The 20815-nt window shown below is 34.1% G+C and carries 20 protein-coding genes and 1 tRNA gene; 13 read left to right on the top strand and 8 right to left on the bottom strand.

Translation table 11 applies throughout. The features are described from left to right. Window positions 1-38 precede the first annotated feature (38 nt). A complete protein-coding gene (locus QL232_RS05695) occupies window positions 39-296 on the bottom strand; it encodes a hypothetical protein (protein ID WP_168880486.1) in 258 nt (85 codons plus the stop codon). A gap of 154 nt (window positions 297-450) precedes the next feature. On the opposite strand from QL232_RS05695, the gene QL232_RS05700 reads away from it, so the two are divergent. After that, complete coding sequence (locus tag QL232_RS05700) at window positions 451-834, top strand: AAA family ATPase (RefSeq protein WP_168880487.1); 384 nt, start codon at window positions 451-453, stop codon at window positions 832-834. Between the two features lie 13 nt (window positions 835-847). On the opposite strand, the gene QL232_RS05705 is transcribed toward QL232_RS05700, so the two are convergent. Together QL232_RS05705 and QL232_RS05710 are read right to left on the bottom strand one after the other, a co-directional pair. Then, window positions 848-2593 carry a DcaP family trimeric outer membrane transporter gene (locus tag QL232_RS05705; RefSeq protein WP_281613399.1) on the bottom strand — a complete coding sequence of 582 codons (1746 nt, stop codon included), beginning with the start codon at window positions 2591-2593 and terminating at the stop codon, window positions 848-850. Between the two features lie 30 nt (window positions 2594-2623). Next, entirely contained in the window at window positions 2624-4378 is a 1755-nt protein-coding gene (locus tag QL232_RS05710; protein WP_281613400.1) for a DcaP family trimeric outer membrane transporter, read from the bottom strand. A 141-nt stretch (window positions 4379-4519) separates the two neighbouring features. Between QL232_RS05710 and QL232_RS05715 the strand changes: the two genes are divergently transcribed. The 4 genes from QL232_RS05715 (at window position 4520) to QL232_RS05730 (ending at window position 7501) form a co-directional block, all read left to right on the top strand. Beyond that, a tRNA-Arg gene (locus QL232_RS05715) sits at window positions 4520-4592 on the top strand. Between the two features lie 120 nt (window positions 4593-4712). Then, on the top strand, window positions 4713-5276 hold the full coding sequence (locus QL232_RS05720; RefSeq protein WP_281613401.1) for a Crp/Fnr family transcriptional regulator: 564 nt from the start codon (window positions 4713-4715) through the stop codon (window positions 5274-5276). Window positions 5277-5346: 70 nt separating this feature from the next. After that, window positions 5347-6780, top strand: a complete 1434-nt coding sequence (locus QL232_RS05725) for a hypothetical protein (protein WP_281613402.1) — start codon at window positions 5347-5349, stop codon at window positions 6778-6780. 1 nt (window position 6781) lies between these two features. After that, the gene (locus tag QL232_RS05730) at window positions 6782-7501 is read left to right on the top strand and encodes a VOC family protein (protein ID WP_281613403.1); all 720 of its coding nucleotides are present in this window, start codon (window positions 6782-6784) and stop codon (window positions 7499-7501) included. A gap of 85 nt (window positions 7502-7586) precedes the next feature. On the opposite strand, the gene QL232_RS05735 is transcribed toward QL232_RS05730, so the two are convergent. After that, complete coding sequence (locus QL232_RS05735; RefSeq protein WP_281613404.1) at window positions 7587-8969, bottom strand: hypothetical protein; 1383 nt, start codon at window positions 8967-8969, stop codon at window positions 7587-7589. A gap of 255 nt (window positions 8970-9224) precedes the next feature. Between QL232_RS05735 and QL232_RS05740 the strand changes: the two genes are divergently transcribed. From QL232_RS05740 to QL232_RS05775, 8 genes are all read left to right on the top strand, one after another. After that, window positions 9225-10559 carry a caspase family protein gene (locus QL232_RS05740; RefSeq protein ID WP_281613405.1) on the top strand — a complete coding sequence of 445 codons (1335 nt, stop codon included), beginning with the start codon at window positions 9225-9227 and terminating at the stop codon, window positions 10557-10559. 26 nt (window positions 10560-10585) lie between these two features. After that, window positions 10586-11476: a WYL domain-containing protein gene (locus tag QL232_RS05745; RefSeq protein ID WP_281613406.1), complete on the top strand. Its 891-nt coding sequence runs from the start codon at window positions 10586-10588 to the stop codon at window positions 11474-11476. 310 nt (window positions 11477-11786) lie between these two features. Then, on the top strand, window positions 11787-11999 hold the full coding sequence (locus QL232_RS05750; protein ID WP_281613407.1) for a DUF6140 family protein: 213 nt from the start codon (window positions 11787-11789) through the stop codon (window positions 11997-11999). Window positions 12000-12046: 47 nt separating this feature from the next. After that, window positions 12047-12673 carry an EcsC family protein gene (locus QL232_RS05755; protein ID WP_281613408.1) on the top strand — a complete coding sequence of 209 codons (627 nt, stop codon included), beginning with the start codon at window positions 12047-12049 and terminating at the stop codon, window positions 12671-12673. A 60-nt stretch (window positions 12674-12733) separates the two neighbouring features. Beyond that, window positions 12734-12865: a hypothetical protein gene (locus tag QL232_RS05760; protein WP_281613409.1), complete on the top strand. Its 132-nt coding sequence runs from the start codon at window positions 12734-12736 to the stop codon at window positions 12863-12865. Between the two features lie 39 nt (window positions 12866-12904). Beyond that, window positions 12905-14680 carry an NERD domain-containing protein gene (locus tag QL232_RS05765; protein ID WP_281613410.1) on the top strand — a complete coding sequence of 592 codons (1776 nt, stop codon included), beginning with the start codon at window positions 12905-12907 and terminating at the stop codon, window positions 14678-14680. Continuing rightward, window positions 14681-15259, top strand: a complete 579-nt coding sequence (locus QL232_RS05770) for a hypothetical protein (protein ID WP_281613411.1) — start codon at window positions 14681-14683, stop codon at window positions 15257-15259. 2 nt (window positions 15260-15261) lie between these two features. Next, on the top strand, window positions 15262-15822 hold the full coding sequence (locus tag QL232_RS05775; protein ID WP_281613412.1) for a hypothetical protein: 561 nt from the start codon (window positions 15262-15264) through the stop codon (window positions 15820-15822). Between the two features lie 9 nt (window positions 15823-15831). On the opposite strand, the gene QL232_RS05780 is transcribed toward QL232_RS05775, so the two are convergent. The 4 genes from QL232_RS05780 to QL232_RS05795 all read right to left on the bottom strand — a co-directional run bounded on the left by QL232_RS05780 (window position 15832) and on the right by QL232_RS05795 (window position 20813). Continuing rightward, a complete protein-coding gene (locus QL232_RS05780; protein ID WP_281613413.1) occupies window positions 15832-16215 on the bottom strand; it encodes a hypothetical protein in 384 nt (127 codons plus the stop codon). A gap of 337 nt (window positions 16216-16552) precedes the next feature. After that, window positions 16553-16975 (bottom strand): hypothetical protein, encoded by a 423-nt coding sequence (locus QL232_RS05785; protein WP_281613414.1) that lies wholly within the window; start codon window positions 16973-16975, stop codon window positions 16553-16555. A gap of 185 nt (window positions 16976-17160) precedes the next feature. Next, complete coding sequence (locus tag QL232_RS05790; RefSeq protein WP_281613415.1) at window positions 17161-18609, bottom strand: hypothetical protein; 1449 nt, start codon at window positions 18607-18609, stop codon at window positions 17161-17163. 101 nt (window positions 18610-18710) lie between these two features. Continuing rightward, window positions 18711-20813 (bottom strand): molybdopterin cofactor-binding domain-containing protein, encoded by a 2103-nt coding sequence (locus tag QL232_RS05795; protein WP_281613416.1) that lies wholly within the window; start codon window positions 20811-20813, stop codon window positions 18711-18713. Window positions 20814-20815: the final 2 nt, after the last annotated feature.

The raw sequence follows: 20815 nt of genomic DNA on the forward strand, positions 1-20815 counted from the left end.
CTTAAAACTACCTTTTTAATAGTATTGAAAAGGTAGTTTTATTTTAAGAACTTTTTCCAATCTATTTTAGGACAAAACGGTATTAGTTTGTCGTATTCAATGATCGATTCAATCTCGTTTTCTAATAAGTTATCTGTTTTATATTGTACCTGAATATAAGTCCCATCGTAATTGTATAGCTCATATTTTTTTCCTAATTGATTCATGGTACTCAGCAGGTCGGAAAAGTATTGTACAATCTCAGCCTTCTGTATCAGCGAGAGTTTATTGAAAGTGATGTGCTGGAGGTTGATCATATTTAAAAAGTATAGGTATTCGATTAAATTTGGTTCTGGGGTTGTCGTGGTTAGAGAAATCAAATAAAACAGAAATAACTGTCCATCAATATTCTCCAATTAAAGTTAAAGGTTATATTGATAAATAGTAAGAATTCAATGTTATTTTTTAGTTATGGGAAGATTACTACTATTGAGAGGATTACCGGGTTCAGGTAAAACAACATTAGCGGAATCGTTAGGAGGTTCTATTGAAGCAGATGATTTTATGTTGAATGAGAAAGGAGAATACGAGTTCAACCCATCTCAGCTCAGTAATGCACATAAAAAGTGTAAGGAAATGACAGAGTACTGTATGCGAAGAGGACAAGAGTTAGTGATTGTTTCGAATACTTTTACAACTGAGGATGAAATGATTCCGTATTTCGAATTAGCAGAAAAGTACCAATATATCGTTAGTACTCTGATTGTCGAAAACAGACATGGTAGTCGATCTACGCATAATGTTCCTCGTCAAAAAATGGATGAAATGGCCAAGAGATTTGATATACTTTTATAGTATTGTGACTCTCTTAAATATCATATCTCACATAAAATTGAAATCGTTGGGCATGTCCTTTTTGACCGTCTTTATTGAAACGTTGCCCTTGTACATAACTCCCTCCAACACGCATTCTATCAAACGGAAACCAGAAACCATTTAAGCTATTGTAATAACTTTTTTCGAAGGTTTCTCCGGGTTGAAAATCGGCATTGTCTATCCATGAAAATCCTGAGACAATATTCATCATAAACTTCTTTGTGAAGTAATGTTCCAATGCGATATATCCACCCATACTCAATGGAATATACAATTCACCGTTGGGATTGGGTACCGCGTCTAACTGATAATTAGAGAAGGCAGAAACATACCTTGTGATTCCTTTTCCTCCTAAAGCTTGCCAATAGATATGGTTGTTTTTATTGTATAGATTAAGGTTGACTTTTCCACTGACCATCATACCAAATCCAGGTTTTGTTACGATGTCTTCATTCATATTATAACTAGATATAAAACGAAGAATTGAGGCAATTTGCAATGAAGAGTGACGTAAAACGAACTTGTATCTTCCTGCAAAATCAGGGTACTTCTGTCTTCTGTCTATAGCGATGGAGTCTGTAAATGTCCTTGTTGGTGTTTCTATACTTACACCGAATTCATTTTCTGTATTACCAATTTTCTTTTCATATCTGATTAATCCTTGTCTTGTCGAAGAACCTGTACTTGGTCCTTCATTATCGACAGTTAATGGGGTAGTTGCAAGATCATTAAACGTGGACCACGTTTGTCCTACAGTTAAATATCCGTAGCTAACATAAGCATGTCGAAGTCGCATGTAATTTATTCCTGTTCCGCCTCCTGCAAAATCACCTTCTACATAGAAACGAATAAACCCTTCTTTGGTTTTTATACGAGAGGACATACCTATTCTTGATTGTCTTGCATCTAAGTGAAATCCGGGTTGTTTGTTACTGGCATCTCCCACAGGGATATTATAAGGAGCAAATCCTCCAACTCCTGTTAATCCGTTAAAGTCATATAATCCATTTAATTTTACATAACCACGAATTCCAAGTAGAGTAGTAGCTTTTTCTAAGTCTTGAGGGTGCTTATTATCAACAATTTTAGTGGAATCCACTTTTAGAAGTTTCGCTACTTGGATCACTTCATTGTGATGTTGCTCAACGACAACAGTATCTCTTTGGTGAAAAATAGGTTCAATATCAGCGATGATGACATCTTCTGTTTCTTCAATCTTGAGTATATTTTCACTGCTATCATGCAATACAATATTTCCCCAAAAGGGTAATGCTCCATCTCTATAGGCCCAAAAACCGTGTTCACCTTTTTTTAATGATAAACGTACTGCTTCGTAAGCTTTTAAAGGATAGGGAATAAGATCGATCTCAACAATAATGGATTCTCCGGTTTCATTTTCTACTCTTACCGAAGCTCCATCTCTATTTTCAGACCTTTTATTGGTGGTGTCTTCAAGTGTTGCTTTAGCTAGAGTATCAATTAATGTGATATCATTTTTATATACATATCCTCTTTTTCCTGAGATGTAATCCCAAGTTCTAATATAAGTTTCGGCAGAGTCTAAAGGCAAAGTAAGAATATCTCTTCCTTTTTCTAACCTCAGTAATGCAGGGCTATCGATGTAGGTAGATCCTTTTAAGTAGGTTGTGCGATCCACAGATGTTCGCATCCACTGTGCTTCAGCAACAAAGCTCAATAGGATTAGAAATAAAGTGAATATATTAGAAAATGATCGCATAAATCGAAAGATCAATAAAGTATTACAAAGTTAGATGTCGTATCTGATGTACATTTGAAAACGAGAAGCATAACCTCTTTCGTTATCCTTGTTTCTCCTCACACCATAAATGTAGCCAAGCCCCAATTGCATTCTATCAAAAGCAAACCAATAGCTATTGAAACTACCATAATAACTGCTTTGGTAGGCATTGTCTTCTTGCCAATTGGCTGTTTCTAACCATGTTACTCCTGCAGTAATATTACTAAATAGCTTTTTTGACCAATGATGTTCCAAAGAGAAATATCCACCTGCAGTCTGAGGAATAAATATATTTCCTTCTGGACTAAAAAATGCATCAAAATTATAGTTTCTAAACCCTCTGACATATCGACTAATCCCTTTTCCATAAATCCCTTGAAAATACAAGATGTTATCTTCATTGGCAGTGAGGTATTGTTTTCCACTTAGATTGATACCGTAGCCAACCTCACTGTTTACATTGTCATTTTTATTGGTGTAAGAAAGCAATCGAAACAATCCAGAAACTTGTAGGTGTCCATCAGCATAAGTCCATTTGTATCTTGAAACCACATCAGGAGCTAGTTGCCTTTGATCGATTGCTACAGAATCGGTAAATAAGATAGTTGGACTCTCTACAGCAACGGCAAAAACATTTTGGTTGTCACCTACTTTCTTTTCATATCTGATCATTCCTTGTCGGATAGCCACACTACTATTTGGGCCTTCTCGATCTACTGTTAAAGGAAGTGCTTCTAAGTTTGAGAAAGTCGTCCATGTTTGTCCTACTGTAAGATATCCGTATTCTGCATAGGCTTGTCGTAACCGGAAATACATTTGACTGGTATTTCCTCCAGCGAAATCACCTTCAATATATAAATTGAGATACCCCGTTTTTGCTTTTACTTTTGATGAGAACCCTAGTCTTGACTGTCTGGCCCCCATATAAAACCCTCTATCTTGTGTGTTCCTAACATCACCCACAGGTATTTCTACAGGAACAAAACGATCCACATCAGAAAGTCCATTAAAGTCAAATATTGAATTGAGTTTTACGTATCCTCTCAACCCTACAGTAGACTTTGCTTTTTCCAGATCTTGAGGGTGTTTATTGGTAACAATTCTTGCGGTATCAATTTTTACTTTAGGAGTGATATTTACCGTATCGACATGATGAAATTCCATCCGAACGGTATCTTGCATGCTATAGATTGGTTTTAATTCACTTACTAAAACATCTTCTTCGTTCGCAATTTTCAAAACATATTCAGCACTGTCTGCTAAACCAAGGTTTCCCCAAAAAGGGAAAGCACCATCTTTACTAATCCATATGCCATGATCTCCACTTTTTAGTCTTAGAGTGATCTCTTGATAAGGCATTAAAGCATAAGGAACTTGATCTATTTCAACATGTACATCTTGCTTTTCAGTATTTTCAATATGCAGCGTAGTACCACCTCTTTTTAATGAACCTTTCACTTCCAAGTTGGTGAGGTCTCCCTTAACCAAGGTATCAATAAGGGTGATATACTTATTGTAGGCATAGCCTCTTTTACCCGTTTGGTAGTCCCAAATACGTATATAGACATCATCTTTACTAATTGGAAGGGCTAAAAGACCGCGACCTTTTTCCATAGACATAATGATTCTGCTGTCTTTATCGGCATAATCTCTTAGGTAGACGTCCTGATTTACCTCAGCTCTCATCCATTGTGCATTAGTTTGCAGTGTAGAAAGAAAAAATAGTAAAAAGAGTAATGTATAGTTCTTAAAATCAAATGTCATTGATAACGAGAGTCTTTCTCAGAATAGAATATTAAACTTGAAGAAGTTTCAATTAAAAATACTTCATTTTCTTTAGAAATAGAAAATTTGATGGTTGTTACTATGTAAAGGAGGTAGTATATTCGCAAAACATAAAAATATGGCTCCATAGTACAACGGATGAGTACGTAAGCTTCCGGCGCTTAAGATCTGGGTTCGATTCCCGGTGGGGCTACATTTCACACCTTACTAAAACTGATTAAAATAATTCGATTCTTAATCAGTTTTTTTATATTCAAGCTCAATTACTAATTTGATTAGGCACTCATCATTTTCTTTAATATAACTACATTAAATGCTTACTCTTCTTCAAAAAATTGGACAAAAGACAGCGATTGATCAAGCACTGGAATTACGAATAAAAGAAGATTTTGTAAAGATTGAAACTCAAAAGTCTGAGATATTATTGGAGGTAAACCAGAGAGCAAAGTATCTGTATTATGTGGAGAAAGGTGTTTTGCACAATTTCTATTATCATGATGGTAGACAAGTAAGTTCGTGGTTTTATATCGAAGATATGTTTATTACGTCATGGTATAGCTTCTATACTCAGCAGCCAAGTTTTGAAAATATTGAAAGTTTGGAAGATTGCACTTTATATAGAATTAGCTATGAAGATTACCAAAAACTAATTTATGATTTTCCCACTTTTGGGAATTTTGCAAGGCTATTGTCAGAAGAAATCTTGTCAATTTTGGATCAGTTTTCTAAGAGTTGGTCATTTTTATCTGCAAAAGAGAAATATGAGATTTTAGAAGAGTACTTTCCAAAAATAGAACAGCGTATTAAATTAGGTCATATTGCCTCCTTCTTAGGTATATCACAAGAGACGCTAAGTAGGATTAGAGCAGGAAAATAAGATTTTGATCTATATCAAAAGATGTCCCAAAAGATTACTAGACATTTGTAGTTGAACATCAATTAAAACTATGAATCTAAATAAAATTATTATCTCTTCAGCTTCATTGCTTTTTATCATTATCGCTGCATGTAAAAGCGTTGAAACTTCATCTATTGATCCCGATATATCGATAGCTGATATATCTTATAATGGTACGATAAAGCAAATTATTAATAGCAACTGTATTGTATGTCATTCCGGTAAGCGACCTTCAGGAAACTTGTATCTAACCAATTATGAAAATGTGGTCAATGCAGTAAAGACAAGAGATCTTGTGAAACGCATCAATAATGAAGCTGATCCTATGCCAACAACGGGGTTAATCGAAAAGGAAGAACGGTTGGCTATTCAACATTGGGCAGAGAATGGTTTTCAGTTAGAAATTACAGATGCTGAGAAGGCACTAAATACTATTGATACTACCTCAACAGCTTTTGTAGCACCAGATTTACAAGCAATCAATATTGATGTAGAAGGGTTTGACTTTCTAGAAAAGATGCAAGGGCATTGGGTAGGAAAAATACATCTATTAGGCAGGGATATTCCATGGTTTGCTTTTGATTTTAGAGCAATAAATAGTTCACAAGTTCATGGACTTTTTGAAGGGGGAAGTATGGGTAACTTATTCAATACTTTCTTTGTCGCAGAGTATAAAGGCGAAAAAACAATTATGCTTAGAAATGGAGGAATTTTAGGTGGAATTTATCGAACCAGTTATTTTGTATTAACTGAAGTGGATAATAACGAGTATGTCTTTGTTGATGCTTATGGAGGAAAACAGATTATGTGGGTGAAAATCTCCTTTACTAAGGATACCATGAAGATGTTGACGTATACTAGCAAAATGGGATTGAAATCTCCAAGCAAGCACATTGAATTTGAAGGGAAAAGGGAACATCAGGATTTGGCAAACGATGCTGCTGCTAAATATAATTTTCCGAGTAAAGAGGTAGTGAAAAAGTTTCCAACAGGAATGCCTTTACAGGATTGGGGAGAGGCTTACCCTATCGTTACATCTGCTAGTTATATGATGGAAAACGAAAACTTTGATTACGCTTTATTGGGTGAAATGGCTGGAGATCCCATACAAATTTCGGATATAAAAAACATCGCATCCTTACAGCTGAAATTTAAAAGAAAAGACCTAAGTGCTGATAAAAATATTCAGGTGTATTTATCTAGAGTTCCGTTGACAAATAAGGATGGTTCGTTCAAATCTGTTTATGGGTATATTGAACAGACTGTTATGGATGAAGTACTCCTTTTCCCTGAAATTGATTATAGAGATCAGGAGTTTACTCTTACATATCTGCACCAAGGTAAATGTTATATCACTTTTGTGGTAGATAACAACGAAGATATGGTACCAAGCTCTGGAGATTATTATAGTGTGAGTAAAGAATTAAATCTTTCAGGCGCTTCTGTATTAAAAGTAGATAACATCACTAAAACTATCCAATAACATGCAACCCAATCATTTTATTTTTGCTGACTTATCGACGTATGATCCCAATAAGTCAATGGAATTCTATGCTTCTATTTTCAACTGGAAATTCAAAAACGAATATGATTACCAAACTGCCTATTTAGGGAACCAGCCTGTGATAGGGTTATATGAAACACCAGAGAAGTTTAAACAATTAAAGATGCCTCATTTTTGGATGTCCTATATCCAAGTAAATGATGTAGAAAAGACGGTATCTTTAGCTAGAACATTAGGAGGAATTATTGAGCTAGAACAAGAGTTGGATTATTTTGGTAAAGTTGCCTTAATTCGGGATCCACTGGGAGCAGGTTTTACAGTTTATGAAGGAAATTACTTAATGAATACTCGGACTAAGGCTAAAGAAAATACATTGGTATGGAATGAATTGCATGTCTCAGATGCGAAAAAAGTTCTTCCTTTTTATCAAGGTATTTTTAATTGGCAGCTTCATAAAATTAGTAATGATACTTATCATATTTTTGATGATAAGGAAAGACATATTGCTGATATATTGGAAGTACCCAACTTCTACAAAGGAAAGTACGAATATTGGGTATGTACTTTTGGGGTAAGAAGTTTGTCTAAAGTGAAACAACAGGTATTAGATCAAGGGGGCACAATAATCCACACCGAAGATCATCGAGTATTAGTAAGTGATGATTCAGGCGAAGCTTTTTTCTATTTGAAAGAGGTGTAGATCTATAATAAAAACTCCCCATACCCTTTATATTTTACAAAAAAGAGAAGGGGAGTTATTCAACTTTATTCCATGGGAAATGAACCTAAATTACAATGGCAGTAATGCTTTGTTTGGGTAGTGTGATTTTCTTCGTTTCTCCTTGAAGATGGATTCTAAAAGTAGAATCATTGTTGTCTGTATTCTGTATTAAAATTTTAATATTTCCGTCTTGGTCTTTTACCGTAATCATTGGCTTTTGACTATTCGAAGCTATACGAACATCTCCTGGCTTGATAAAATGACTGATGATATACATCGCATTATAGTCCGGATTGTATTGTATCGCCTTTGTTTCTCGATCGATATTTATTAATGAGTTTTGTGGCCATTCCCAACCACTCTCAGTTGTTTCGTTGAGTATCATATTCCAATAGCAAAAATTACTTACACCACTATTGATATATTGGGCAACTTCTTCTAAACGATGCTTTGCTTCTTCTGTACTATTTTTACCATTATAACAATGTCCTTCAGTATGAAACATCTTAAGCTGTGGTTTCATCTTAATGGCATCTGTGATGATAAAGGGAGAAGTATATTGAATACCCACACCTTCAAATTGGTCTACTTTTTCTAAAGTTAAAAGCTCAATTAAATCTAACTTTTCTGCCGTTCTAAAAGTACCAGCGTACACCTTAGTAGATATTTGTTCTTTCTTAAATAAAGGTAGAATATGGTCTGTAGTAAGCTCTTGCATTTGTGATGAAGGCATCACACAACTAGGGTATTTTGTATTGGCGTCATTTTCATTCTGTACACACATTCTATCAATAAAGATCCCTTCATTCTGATATTCCTGTAAGTACTTTGCAAAGTATCTGGCGTAAGCTTCATAGATTTTTTTATCTGCTTTTAGTGCGTTTTCTTGTTCTGTTAAGCCAGTAATAGAATTATTGATTTTCATCCATGCAGGAGGACTCCAAGGGGAAGCAAATAGGGTTAAATTAGGGTTGATTTTGAAAGCAGCTTTGAGATAAGGTAGAACATATTTCTGATCTCTTTCGATAGAAAATTCCTTCATTTTATAATCACCTTCTTTATTGGAATAGCTATAAGCATCTAAACCAAAATCACTAGAGCCAATTGCGGTACGGCAAAAAGTAAACCCTGCTTTATCAGAAGAAAAAAGCTGATCGATCACAACGTCTTGTTGCGTTTTGCTTAAGCTTAGTAATGCTTCTCCTCCAATTTCATTAAAAGCCCCACCTATACCTTCTATCACTTGATATTCAATTTCGGGGTATAAAGTAATTTCATGTCCCCATTTTACCTTTTGATCTTTTACTTCAACCGCTAATTCTTTTAGAGGTGATGCCTCACCTTTCTCTAGAGTAACAAACTGAACTTTTAATTGAGAAAGGTCCTGAGCGAATACAAAGTTTGATGCTAATAAGAAACTAATTAGAAGGAGACGTAAATTATTCATTTTGATCTTTCATTGATATTTTGTGAATGATCCTCGAATGTATTTAAAAAGTGAAAAGTAAATGGGGAAATAATTTTTTATCAATTAGTAGGAAGAATTTCTCCCCATATTTTCATAGGATTTCTTTCAATCCAAGGTTTATCACATCTTTTGATAAGATACTTTATGAAAGATGAAAAATGTGTTGATTCTATCCGTTCAATAAGTTTATTTTTGTGAAGGACTATATTAAAATAAACTTCATTCCATACTAAAGTGAAATTATTACAACTTACAATAATTCTGATCCCCTTTATGATTCTTACCTCATGTGGTTCTTCACAATCACAACAAGAGAAAACAGACTATATTTCTAGAGGATTAGAGATTAAAGACTTCGACTTAAAGCAAGCATCCGAAGGAAAGAAATATGCTCTTTTAATAGGAGAAGATAGTTTTGAGAATTTCCAAGATTTAAAGAACCCGTATAATGATGCATTTACTATAGGTAAGTTGTTAGAAGATAAATACGCCTATTCTGTTGAAATTTATCATGACTTAAAGTTCGAAGAAATAGCAGAAAAGGTAATTAGTTTTCAAGACAAACTAGGACCCAATGATCGTTTTATCTTTTATTTGGCAGGGCATGGAATTTTTGATGAAAAGGTATTTGGTGATGGCTTTATTGTGGCATCAGATTCAAAAACTTTGGAAGAAGATAAGAGTCGCTCAACTTTTATTGCTTATTCAAAAATGAGGAATATCCTAGACAACCTACCTGCAAAACATGTTCTTGTGATATTGGATGTCTGTTTTGGAGCCGCTTTTAATGAAGATTTTGGAAAGTATAGAACTATATATGAACCTAAAAAGTCTCAAGAGTATATTCAAGAAAAGCTGTCAATAACAACCAGAAAAGTAATTACTTCTGGAGGTCTTGAAGTCGTACCTGATGGATATTCCGGACATCATTCCCCTTTCGCTTCGTCACTAATAGCCTATTTAAATGATAACAGTTTACCGTATGTCAGTAGTCTGAATTTATATACTACTTTAGTAAAAGAGGTGTCAGGTGCTACTCCTAACATTGATGACTTTGGGGAAAATAAAAAGGGAAGCGATTTTATAATTGGTACACATATCAACTCTAATTTAACCGATCAATCTGAGAAGACTCATTCTTCAAGTTTAGAAAGAACACTAAGTGATGAAGTGTACGATATCTTATATGAAAGATATGCTTTGATTGAAACTTTAGTAGGTAGTTACGAAAGTTTTGAAAAGAGTAAGAAAACCGCAATGGACCTGGAGCAATTGGAGGCCAATAAGCAACATTATTGGAAAGAGTTACAAGAATGGAATCGTAAACATTCTTCTTTTGGTAGAAGGTTGAAAAGACAAACGGATACTTTACAATACGATAAGTATATTGACTTGAAGCAAGAGTTTAAAGAGTTAGCACAAGATATTAAAGCAACACATGATGCCTTAGAATCAAAAGATCCAGAAAAAATTTCTTCTGTCCGAACTTATGCGGATATCATTAAAGACTTGGAAGTAATGGGGTTTGATTTAGAAAAATATGCGGACACTATAGGTGGGAGTAAATAACTGAAGTAGTAGTTAAATATTGAATTATGAACCTGAAACATCAAAGGAATCTTTTCGAACTAGTCAACTTACTATCAAAAGAGGGTAGAAGGTACAATAGAAGAGAACTATGTAGAATTTTATCAATAGATAAACGTACACTGATCAATTATAAAAACGAATTGTTATCAGACTTTCATATTGAAGTAATTATCGATTCGAAGGATTACACTTATTCGATTTCTAAAGAGACTATGTTGGATAGTGATCTTTTTGGATGGATGGCTAGAGGTATCGAAAGTACAGTATTATCTAAGGCAGATAATAAGAAATTTCTTTTGTTAGATTCCTCCAATGATGATAAAAGTAATAATGTTCAATTTCTTCCTTTACTACTAGAAAGTTTACATCAATCCAAAGGTATTAAGTTTAAGTATCAAAAATTTAATTCTAATGAGAATAAAGAGGTAGAACTATTACCGTATTACATTAAACAGTATCAGCAGCGCTGGTATATTATAGGAGTAAAAAATGATCGATTAAACGAAAAAAATATTCGATGTTACGGATTAGACCGTATTGTGGGCTTAACCTTACAAGATGATTCTTTTAAGAGAAAACCAGAAATTGAAGCAGAGATGATCTATTTATATGAAAATGCCATTGGTATTTTCTCAAATGGTAATATTGAAACCGTTATACTTTCCTTCTCCAATAAAAAAGCTCCATATATCAAGAAAGTTCCATTACATCATTCCCAACAATTACTCCCTAAAAAAGACAACCCAAACTGGACTAATTTTCAATACCAATTAAGAATCAATGAAGATCTGATATATAGAATTCTTTATTACGGAAAAGAAGTGAAAGTGATTGAACCCGACATTTTAAAAACTCAAATAAAACAGCACTTAGAAGACTTCTTGAAAAATTATTAAGGTGTGAAATGTATTTTCGTACCCTTGGAAATACCTTTGTATTGTTGATAAATTAAGAAACTATCATTTATCAAATGAATTGATAGTGAGTAGAGTATCAAAAAGTAACTCTTCTTAATTTGCTACAATTAATAATTGTAAATCTTAGAATATTTTCAATATATAAAACATTGCAAATCAATTAATTAAAAATGAAACAGCTGTTTGTTTTGTTACTTAAATTCTATTTGAAGTAACAATGTAACTTATTTTATAGATTTACGATTATCAAATTATTATCATCGTCAACTATTAAAAATCAATTAAAGTTATGCCTGTCTTTACAGCTACATTAAAACACTCTGGAACTACCAATGGAGTGAGATACGAAAAAGGAATGTCTGTACAAGTGGTCTCTCAAACCACTTCCAATCCACTTACTGTAAACGGTGGAAAACCTGTCATCGATGCATTTATGCGTATGTATGGAATTGATATTAAAAAAGCTGGGTTGGTGAGCTCGGCGTATGTGGAGGTTAGATAATTAGAAATAAATATATCGTCTTATAAATAATTAAAACTATTAATATTATGGCAAAAGAAGCATTAAATCAAGGAATGATAATGAAGGCACTAGATTGGGGGTATGAAAAAGCTCTAGTTGGTGCTCCAGGTTTAGACTCTGCATACGAAATGGCAGAGAACTATATGTCAAATGGGTCAAGTATTGTTGATAATGCAAATGCATTAATACGTTGGCAAAATACAAAAGCTGGTACAAGTGGATTTCTGACTGGGTTAGGAGGTTTGTTAACACTACCTGTAGCAATTCCTGCAAATATTGCTTCTGTCATTTATGTTCAGATTAGAATGATTGCTGCAATTGCACATATGGGGGGACATGATATCAGAGATGATAAAGTAAAGTCAATGGTATATGTATGTATGACTGGAAATGCAGCAAAAGACATACTCAAAGACATTGGAATTCAATTCGGAAAGCAGTTTGCAAAATCAGCAATTAACAATATTTCAGGAAAAACTATTGTGGCAATAAATCAAAAAGTGGGATTCAGGTTATTAACAAAATTTGGAGAAAAAGGTATTGTCAATCTTGGTAAAGCTGTACCATTTTTAGGTGGTATAATTGGGGGAACTGTTGATGCAGTATCAACAAATGTTGTTGGTAATATTGCAAGAGATACGTTCATAAAGTAACAATTATTCTCTACTATGACACTAATAAATATTTAATAACTTCTATTTATAAAAATAAAAATGGCAAATTTTACAAAAAAAATAATTGATGAAGTAATAATAAAAGGTATGAAAGAAGGCCCAGGGCCAATTACTAAATCAATTTTCCAAATAGTTACAAAGGCGCTAGATGAAAAAAAAGGTAAAAAGTAAATTTTACTTGAAGCTTTCCTTTAACTTATCAACTACACAATGCCCCACATCTTCCCCCCAATTTACCTCGATCCCAACCTCGATAAAAAGCATTTTAATCCTAATAGATTAAATGCTGAGAAGTTAATCTATGATAGTCTTTTGAATCATCTTGATGATGAATACTATGTATTTCATTCTTACAGGTGGCAATCTTCATTTAAGAATAAATATAAAAATGGAGAGAATGACTTTATGGTTTTTCATCCTAAGAAAGGTATCTTAATTATTGAGGTAAAGGGGGGAGAAATGATTTATAAAGAAGGATCATTCTATCGCTTACTACATGGAGAAGAACATATTTTGGCAGGAGCAAAAGATCCACTTAATCAGGTGATGGATGCGAAGGCTGCTATGTTACGTATTTTTCAAGATCATTTTGAGAGTAATTTTATAGAAATGCCTATTACTTTTGCTCTTTGGTTTCCAAATAGTCAGTTTGATCAAGTTAATCGTCATTTACCTTTTAAGTCAATCCAGTTATTTGATCAAAAGACTTTGACATCTCCTCAAAAAGCAATTGAAAGTATTTTTGAAGATGAGAAAATCGAGATGAAGCTTTCAAAGAAGCAAGTTTTAGATGTATTACTTCCTGCACTTAACATTGTGTCATCGTTAAAATCTAATCAAGATCGCTTGGAACAGAAAATGATGATGTTGACAGAAACACAATCTCGTATTTTAGATTTTACGGAGTACGAACCTTATGCTGCAATTCGAGGGAAAGCAGGATCAGGTAAAACCGTTGTTGCTGAACAAAAAGTAAGACGGTTGGCTTCACAATACCCTAACGAGAAAATTCTATTTCTATGTTTTAATAGTGGTTTACAGCATTATCTGAATAATAAATATTCTGAGGAAGAAAGACAGTTCATCTCAGTATTGACCTATGACCAATTAGCAAAAAGAGCATTAGAAAGTTCTTTTGTTAAAAGAAATGCCACAAACTGGAGTGCAATTAGGGAGAAGTTTTATGAAACATTGATTGATGATATAGATGCTTTTGAATATCAACATATTATTATTGATGAAGCACAAGACTTTGAGGAAGAATGGATTGAATTGTTACAAGCAACAACACCAAAGCATCTGTATCTATTCTATGATCAAAACCAAGATATTTATTTATCTAAATCTGAAACTCCTAGCTGGCTGTTAGATATTGATTGCCGACTGTCATTAAATATCAACTGTCGCAATACAAAAGAGATTGCAAATTATTCTAATCGATTTATTAATAAAGAAAGAAATAAACATAGAATACAAACACTTGAAGAAGTTGAAAGTGGTATCAAACCCCAAACGGTTTTTATACAATCTATTGAAGAAGTTCATGAGTTTATTGAACAAAAAGCACAAGAATGGAATACAGCAGGTATTGATCCTCAAAAACATGCAAAAGTAGTTTCTGTTCATTCTTCACATGATGTAGATCAAGAGTATTCAGCGATTGTACCTCAATTGCAAAAAGTGAAAAATCCATCTGTATTAAAGGTAAAGAAGAATGATACGCAGACAGCTAATTTACCTTATACCACTGCGAGTAAAGTAAAAGGTTTAGAAGCGGATGCTGTTTTTATCACTGATGTGAGGTTAGAAAAATACCAAGATCCACAATACCTTAAAAGGATGTATGTCGCTTCGTCGCGAGCTAAGTTTGAACTCTATATTTTCGTATGGGACACAGATAAGGAAACGATGAAAAATGCATTGCAAACAATAGGAACTCCTGTTGGTAATGCATCAACTAAAAAGCAATTAGCAAAACTTATTTAAATGAGTGGTTTACATTATAAGACTTGGATCGGTGAACATTTCTCGCAGAAACGGATTTTTAATAAGAAGATATTAATATTAGGAGAATCCCATTATGCTGATGGTGCCGAAGACAAGACTGAGTTATTGATAAAAGAAACTATGTCTGGTAGATTTAAACATCCTTTCTACACAAAGCTAGTTTTATCTTTTCTTGAGGAAGAAAATGCAGCTCAATTATCTTTGGATAGGAAAGTGTTTTTTTGGCAATCTGTAGCATATAATAATTTTGTTCAAGACTATTTGGATCAGTCTCGACAAGCACCTTCACATGAAATGTGGGAGAGAGGTAGAAATGCATTTTATGAGTTACTAGAGCAAGTGAAACCTGATATTGTATTTGTGTGTGGTTATAGATTATGGGATCAATTACCGCATAAATTTAGAGTTGAAAGCGAGAAGATTGGATCTTTATTTACTATTACTTATCAGTATAAAGATATTTCAGCACAGTGTGTCAGAAGTAAGCATCCAAGTGCCAATTATAGTCCTGCTGCAGTTTACAGTAATCTTGAAAGTTTTCTTGGAAAGACAATTTAAAAATGAAGACAATAAAATACTTGCCCCTACTCCCCTTATTTTTCACCTCCTGCCTCAACATCTCAGACATTCAAAAAATTAATTCTGACGTTGAACTTTTAAAAGGACATGAAATTGTAGAGCAATTATTAGATTGTAATGATGGTGATGTAGAACAACTTGCTAGAATATTTTCTACTTCAGTACCGGTGATTCAACGGATACAAAACGAAGAATCTGAATTGACATTTTCGGCTGATCAGCAGTGGAAAGATGTACTTAAGAAAGTGAAAATTGAGGGGAGTGGAGTTTTCTATGATTTAGACCCTTATTACGAATCACGGACAAGGAAAGTACTTTATTATATCTATGAATTTTGGTGGATTTACCCTTTTTTATACCTAATTCCTCTTCTCTTTTTTAAAGAGTTTTTTACCCTAAATTTATTTGTAGGTTCTGTATTAAAGGATATAATTTTAATGATAATACTGTTATCTCTCAATTGGGTGTTTCCTTATGTGTCTCCTATTGATTTACAATCAAAGACTCATGATTTGAAAGTAGAACGCCTCCTTAAGAGATAGAAAGAAATACTAATTCCAAAGTTGATTCACTTCAGCAAGATTTAAAGCCCAGTGCTGATCATATATCTGGTCAGCATTTTCTTTTTCATTAGCAATTTCTTGTTGATGTACTTCGGCTTTTAACTCTAGGAGTTCTCCTACTTTTATTTTGGACTCTAGTCTTTTAATTAAAGCTTTTACAGCATGTAGAGACATATTATGTACCACTTGTCCATCGAATTCTAACTCCAGCCATAAAACTTCTTTCCTTTCGATATCCAATACACCAAAGAGCAATCCTTTTGTAAGATTGTTATCATTGATCTTTACTTGTTGTTGTACATGTGTAGGGTGATAGGCCACTCCACTTTTAGTTACTTTCATTGGGTGTTTGGCATCCATCCAACCTACCATTAAGTTGGGAGATAGATTACCAGTGGAATAACATATAAGTAAAATAAACGTATTTCGCTTCTTCCACTTTCTGTTGTGATAAATGTTTTTATTCTCTGAATGAACTCCTCTCTTACTACTTTTGTTAGCAGATGTATATTTTTATGCTTCATGATATGTATGTGCTTTCTTACTAATAGTTTAACTAATCGATCCCCAATAGGGTTGAAATAGTATTCGATATACATACTAAAGCACATAAGACTTTTTAATATTCTTTTAACAGCAATAAAAAAAGGCTTCAACAAACTGTTGAAACCCTTAAACATTCTACTATAAATTATATTTTTTGAGGATATTATTTCGCGATATAGATATCATCGGGATTAATATCCATTTTTTCTTTATCGATAGGCATTGTGATTGTTACTTCATATTTAGCATCATATTCGTATGCTTCTCTAGTACAATCTTTTAGCTCTACACCATACTCATTTAATAATGGAATGTATGCCTCAGATGCTGCAACTTCTGCATAATTTGCAAATTCAGGTTTACTAATAACATTAATCGTCATCACACCTCTTTTTGCATTGTATGAATAAGAGTAGATCACATCTGTAGTATTATCTTTATTAATATCTTGAACGACTGATTCAGATAAAAATGCTCTTCTTTCTTTTACATATTGTAATTTGCCAACTTCTGTTTCGATAGATTGGGCTTGAATTGAAAATAATGTAGCGAAGAATAATACTGATGTGATAATGAAATTTTTCATGGCTTATGTTTTTTGTAGTTTGATTTAATTTATTCAACGACAATTAGTTACATATAGCCATTTCTATTAATATTGATTAAGTAAACGAATGATAATTCCCCGAACTATTTATGAATTTTTATATATAAAAAAAGCCACACCTAGTAAGGTATGGCCAATAAAATCTTTAGGAGAGGTATTAAAAGTTATTTCAATTGTTTATTGATGTTTATGACTTGGTAAGGACTTGATATATAGGTACTATATTTTTGTCCTTCGATATTTAATTCTTTTTCAAAGTTGGCATAGAAGTCTACTGTTGTCCCTTTTTTGGGAAGCTTAATCTTAGTTGACCAAGTTCCGTCTGATTGTTGTGATAACATTTGAGCATTTTCCAATGGAAATAACTCTTTAATGTATCCCGTTGTGGAAGAAAATGGTCTGTCGAACATCCAAAATATTTGAACTGACTTCGCTACTTCTCCTGGAGCCATTGTAAAGGATATTTTTAAATACTTCTCCTGTTGATAGGTAGAGACAGAAGGGCGAGATAAAAAACTTTCTTGACTACCTAAGAAATGTTTCAAGATAAATGCATTTAAATTTTGTTGGTTTTTATCTGGTTGACGATCAAAGGGAATTTTATGACCATGACCTGAATTTCTTTGTAAATAAACTGGGATATGTTGGCAATCCTTATCTACCAGAGGAATATCATAGCAAACAAAATCATGAGTTCCAGGGTGAAACAAAAGATCAACATTTCTCTGATTTAATTGATCCATATTTTCTGCAATAAATACCTCTTTGTAGTATTGTTGTGCAAATTGTTCTAACTCTTTCCAAGTATGCCCTGCCGCAAGAGATTTCTCAATAAATGAAGGACCATAAAAACCACCTAAAAACCGATTCGACTTCTTGATTTGATGTTTTTCTAAATATTGTTCGTTTTCTTTTTCAGCCTTTTCAAATAAAGTTTTATCTCTCATTCGAATACCGGAGGTAGCATATGGTGAAACTCCTGCATGAACTGCAGTGATACGTTTGTCATGAATAACCGCAATAGAAGGGGAGGCTCCATTTTTAGAACCACCAGATATCAATACTTTTCCCTGTTCAAAATATTCTTTTTCATTATAAGCTGCAGTAATGGCTCTCATAAGTTGAGCGGGCCACCCGAAGTATTGTACAGTACTCTTGGGATCAAGTGTAGTAAAATAGTGTTGATCTATACGTTGTTCTAATGGTTTGTTATTCCAAGTAGATAATTTTTGTAATACAGTATGGACAATACCTACGTTATTTTTGATTAGTTCAATATCTGTAGGACGCTTAATGAGTGCATCTTTATGTATTTCGGGTAAACGGTGTCCACCAGTTAAATGAAAACCTTTGGCTTTCCCATTGACAGGTACAATAAATCGTACAGGAACTCTAAAGACTTCTCCTTTATAAAATTCACCGACATGTATTTCTATCAATTTTTGTTGGGTAGGAATTTTTCCTTCTACTAAATGCCAGTCTTCTATAATACGGGTATCTAATGTGGAGGGATCTAGAATGGCCTCCATGTCAAATAGTTTACTGTTTGAGAATTGCCCGTAGGCAGTATTAAAAAATATAAGTAGTAAGAATAAAATTGTTGTAGTCTTCATGATAGTTTTTCCATAGAATAATAAAGTATGTAATATAGAATATTTAAGGGAAGAACCGTATTCTATATTACATACTTATTTTTCATAGGTTATTCAGACTGTTAACTGTCAAAAAAAGGTTGTTTTAACCATCTTTTGCCAGTAGCCTTCTTAACTGCATTAGCAAATGCAGGACTAGAAGGAGGCATACCTGGTTCACCTAAACCTGTTGGAGCTTCATTACTATCTACGAAGAAAGTCTCCACTATTGGAGTATCCATCATTCTAATCAATTTATAGGTATCGAAGTTTTGTGATTGAGCAACACCATTTTTTATTGCCATATCACCATACATCGCGTGGCCGATTCCATCTATAATGGCACCTTCGATTTGGTTTTTCGCCCCTGATGTATTGATCACAATACCACAATCTACTGCTGCATATACCTTCTTAGCCACAGGTTTGTCGCCTTTCATTTCGATCTCACATACTTCTGCCACATAACTATTATGACTGTAGTAGCATGAAAAACCTTGAGAAATACCAGGTTTTGGTTTTCCCCAGTTTGACTTTTCTTTTACGAGTTGGATTGTATTCTGCATTCTCTCAGGATCGTAAGGAATCTTATCTTTTCCTTTTGCCTGTTCCAGTAATTCCATACGAAGGTCTATAGGATCTTTCTTTAGAGTAAGAGCTAAGTCATCCATAAAACACTCTGTAGCAAACCCTAAGAAGTTTGTGATAGGAGCTCTCCACCATAGAGTAGTTACATCAGCATCAACACTTTCAGATTCTGCTTTATAGTTCTCTATAGCACCAAATGGGAAGTACTTTGGTAATACCCATGACATTCCTCTATTGTTGACAATCGCTTCTTTAATATGGTAGCCTGTAACTTTACCATTTTTAATCGCTGCCTCAACTTTATATTTTACTTTTGGTCTATATTGACCAACACTCATATCATCTTCTCGTTGGTACATTAACTTTATAGGAGCCTTGGCTAAAGAAGAAACCATGGCAGTATCCTCAACAAAGTCAGTACTTAAACGCCTACCAAAGCCACCGCCCATACGAGTCATGTCCACACTAACGTCTTCCACTTCTTTGTTGAACATCTTTGCTACTGTTTTTGCAGAGCTTTCAGGAACTTGTGTAGGTCCAACTAAACGAATTTTCTCTCCTGTAACATCAGCAAAGAAATTCATCGGTTCCATTGTATTGTGTGGCAAGAAAGGAGCTTCATAAGTTCTTTCAAGCAGTTGGTCGGCTTTCGCCCTTGCCGATGCATAATTCCCCGTTTTAGAACGTACATCTAGCTTAGATTTTTTGAGAATTGCATCCATCTTCTTATCAAATACATCTGTGTCTTGAGAAGACTGGAGGTTATCCCATTGAATATCAAGTTTGGATTTACCTTGGAAAACGGCCCATGTATTTTTTCCTACGACAGCAATTTTGTTGTCAAAAGAAAAAATTTGTTCTACTCCTTGTACCTTCTTGGCTTCTGTATCATCAAAAGATTTTAGTGTAGCTCCAAAAGGAGGTCTAGCAATTGCGGCGTATTTCATTCCTTCCTCTCTATAGTCTACGCCATATAATGGCTGCCCTTTAAGGATAGGTTTGATATCTACATTTTTAACAGCTGTACCAATGAGTTTAAAATCTTTGGCATCCTTTAGTGGTGCATTTTCAGGTACAGGAAGCTTCACTGCTGCTTCTAGTACTTCACCATACTTAAGTTTATCACCATTGGCGTTTGTGATCACACCTTGTTCTGCTTTGCATGTTGAAACGTCCACTTTCCACTGCTGAGCAGCAGCAGTTAATAACATCATTTTAACACTAGCTCCTGCATTTCTTAAAGTAGGAAAAGTTTGTCGTATTGATTGGCTACCACCAGCTACCTGACGGTTGAAATCTTTACTTAATGGAGCTTGTTTTACGGTTACATTCTCCCAAGCAACATCCAACTCTTCAGCTACAATCATAGGCATTGCAGTTTTTACACCTTGACCGATTTCAGGGTTGGGAGAGTAGATAATCACATGGCCCGTTTTGGCCATTTCGATAAAAGCATTGAAGTGTTGGAAATCCAGGTCTTCGATAGACGTTGGCATTTTCGATTCTGCCTCACTAGTGCAGCCAACGCCAATTAGTAACCCTCCACTTGCCAGAAGAGAGAGTTTTAGGAAGTTTCTTCTGTTAATAGATTTACTCATGA

Origin of the sequence: Flammeovirga sp. SubArs3 (assembly GCF_947387565.1) — a bacterium.
Classification (GTDB): Bacteria; Bacteroidota; Bacteroidia; order Cytophagales; family Flammeovirgaceae; genus Flammeovirga; species Flammeovirga agarivorans.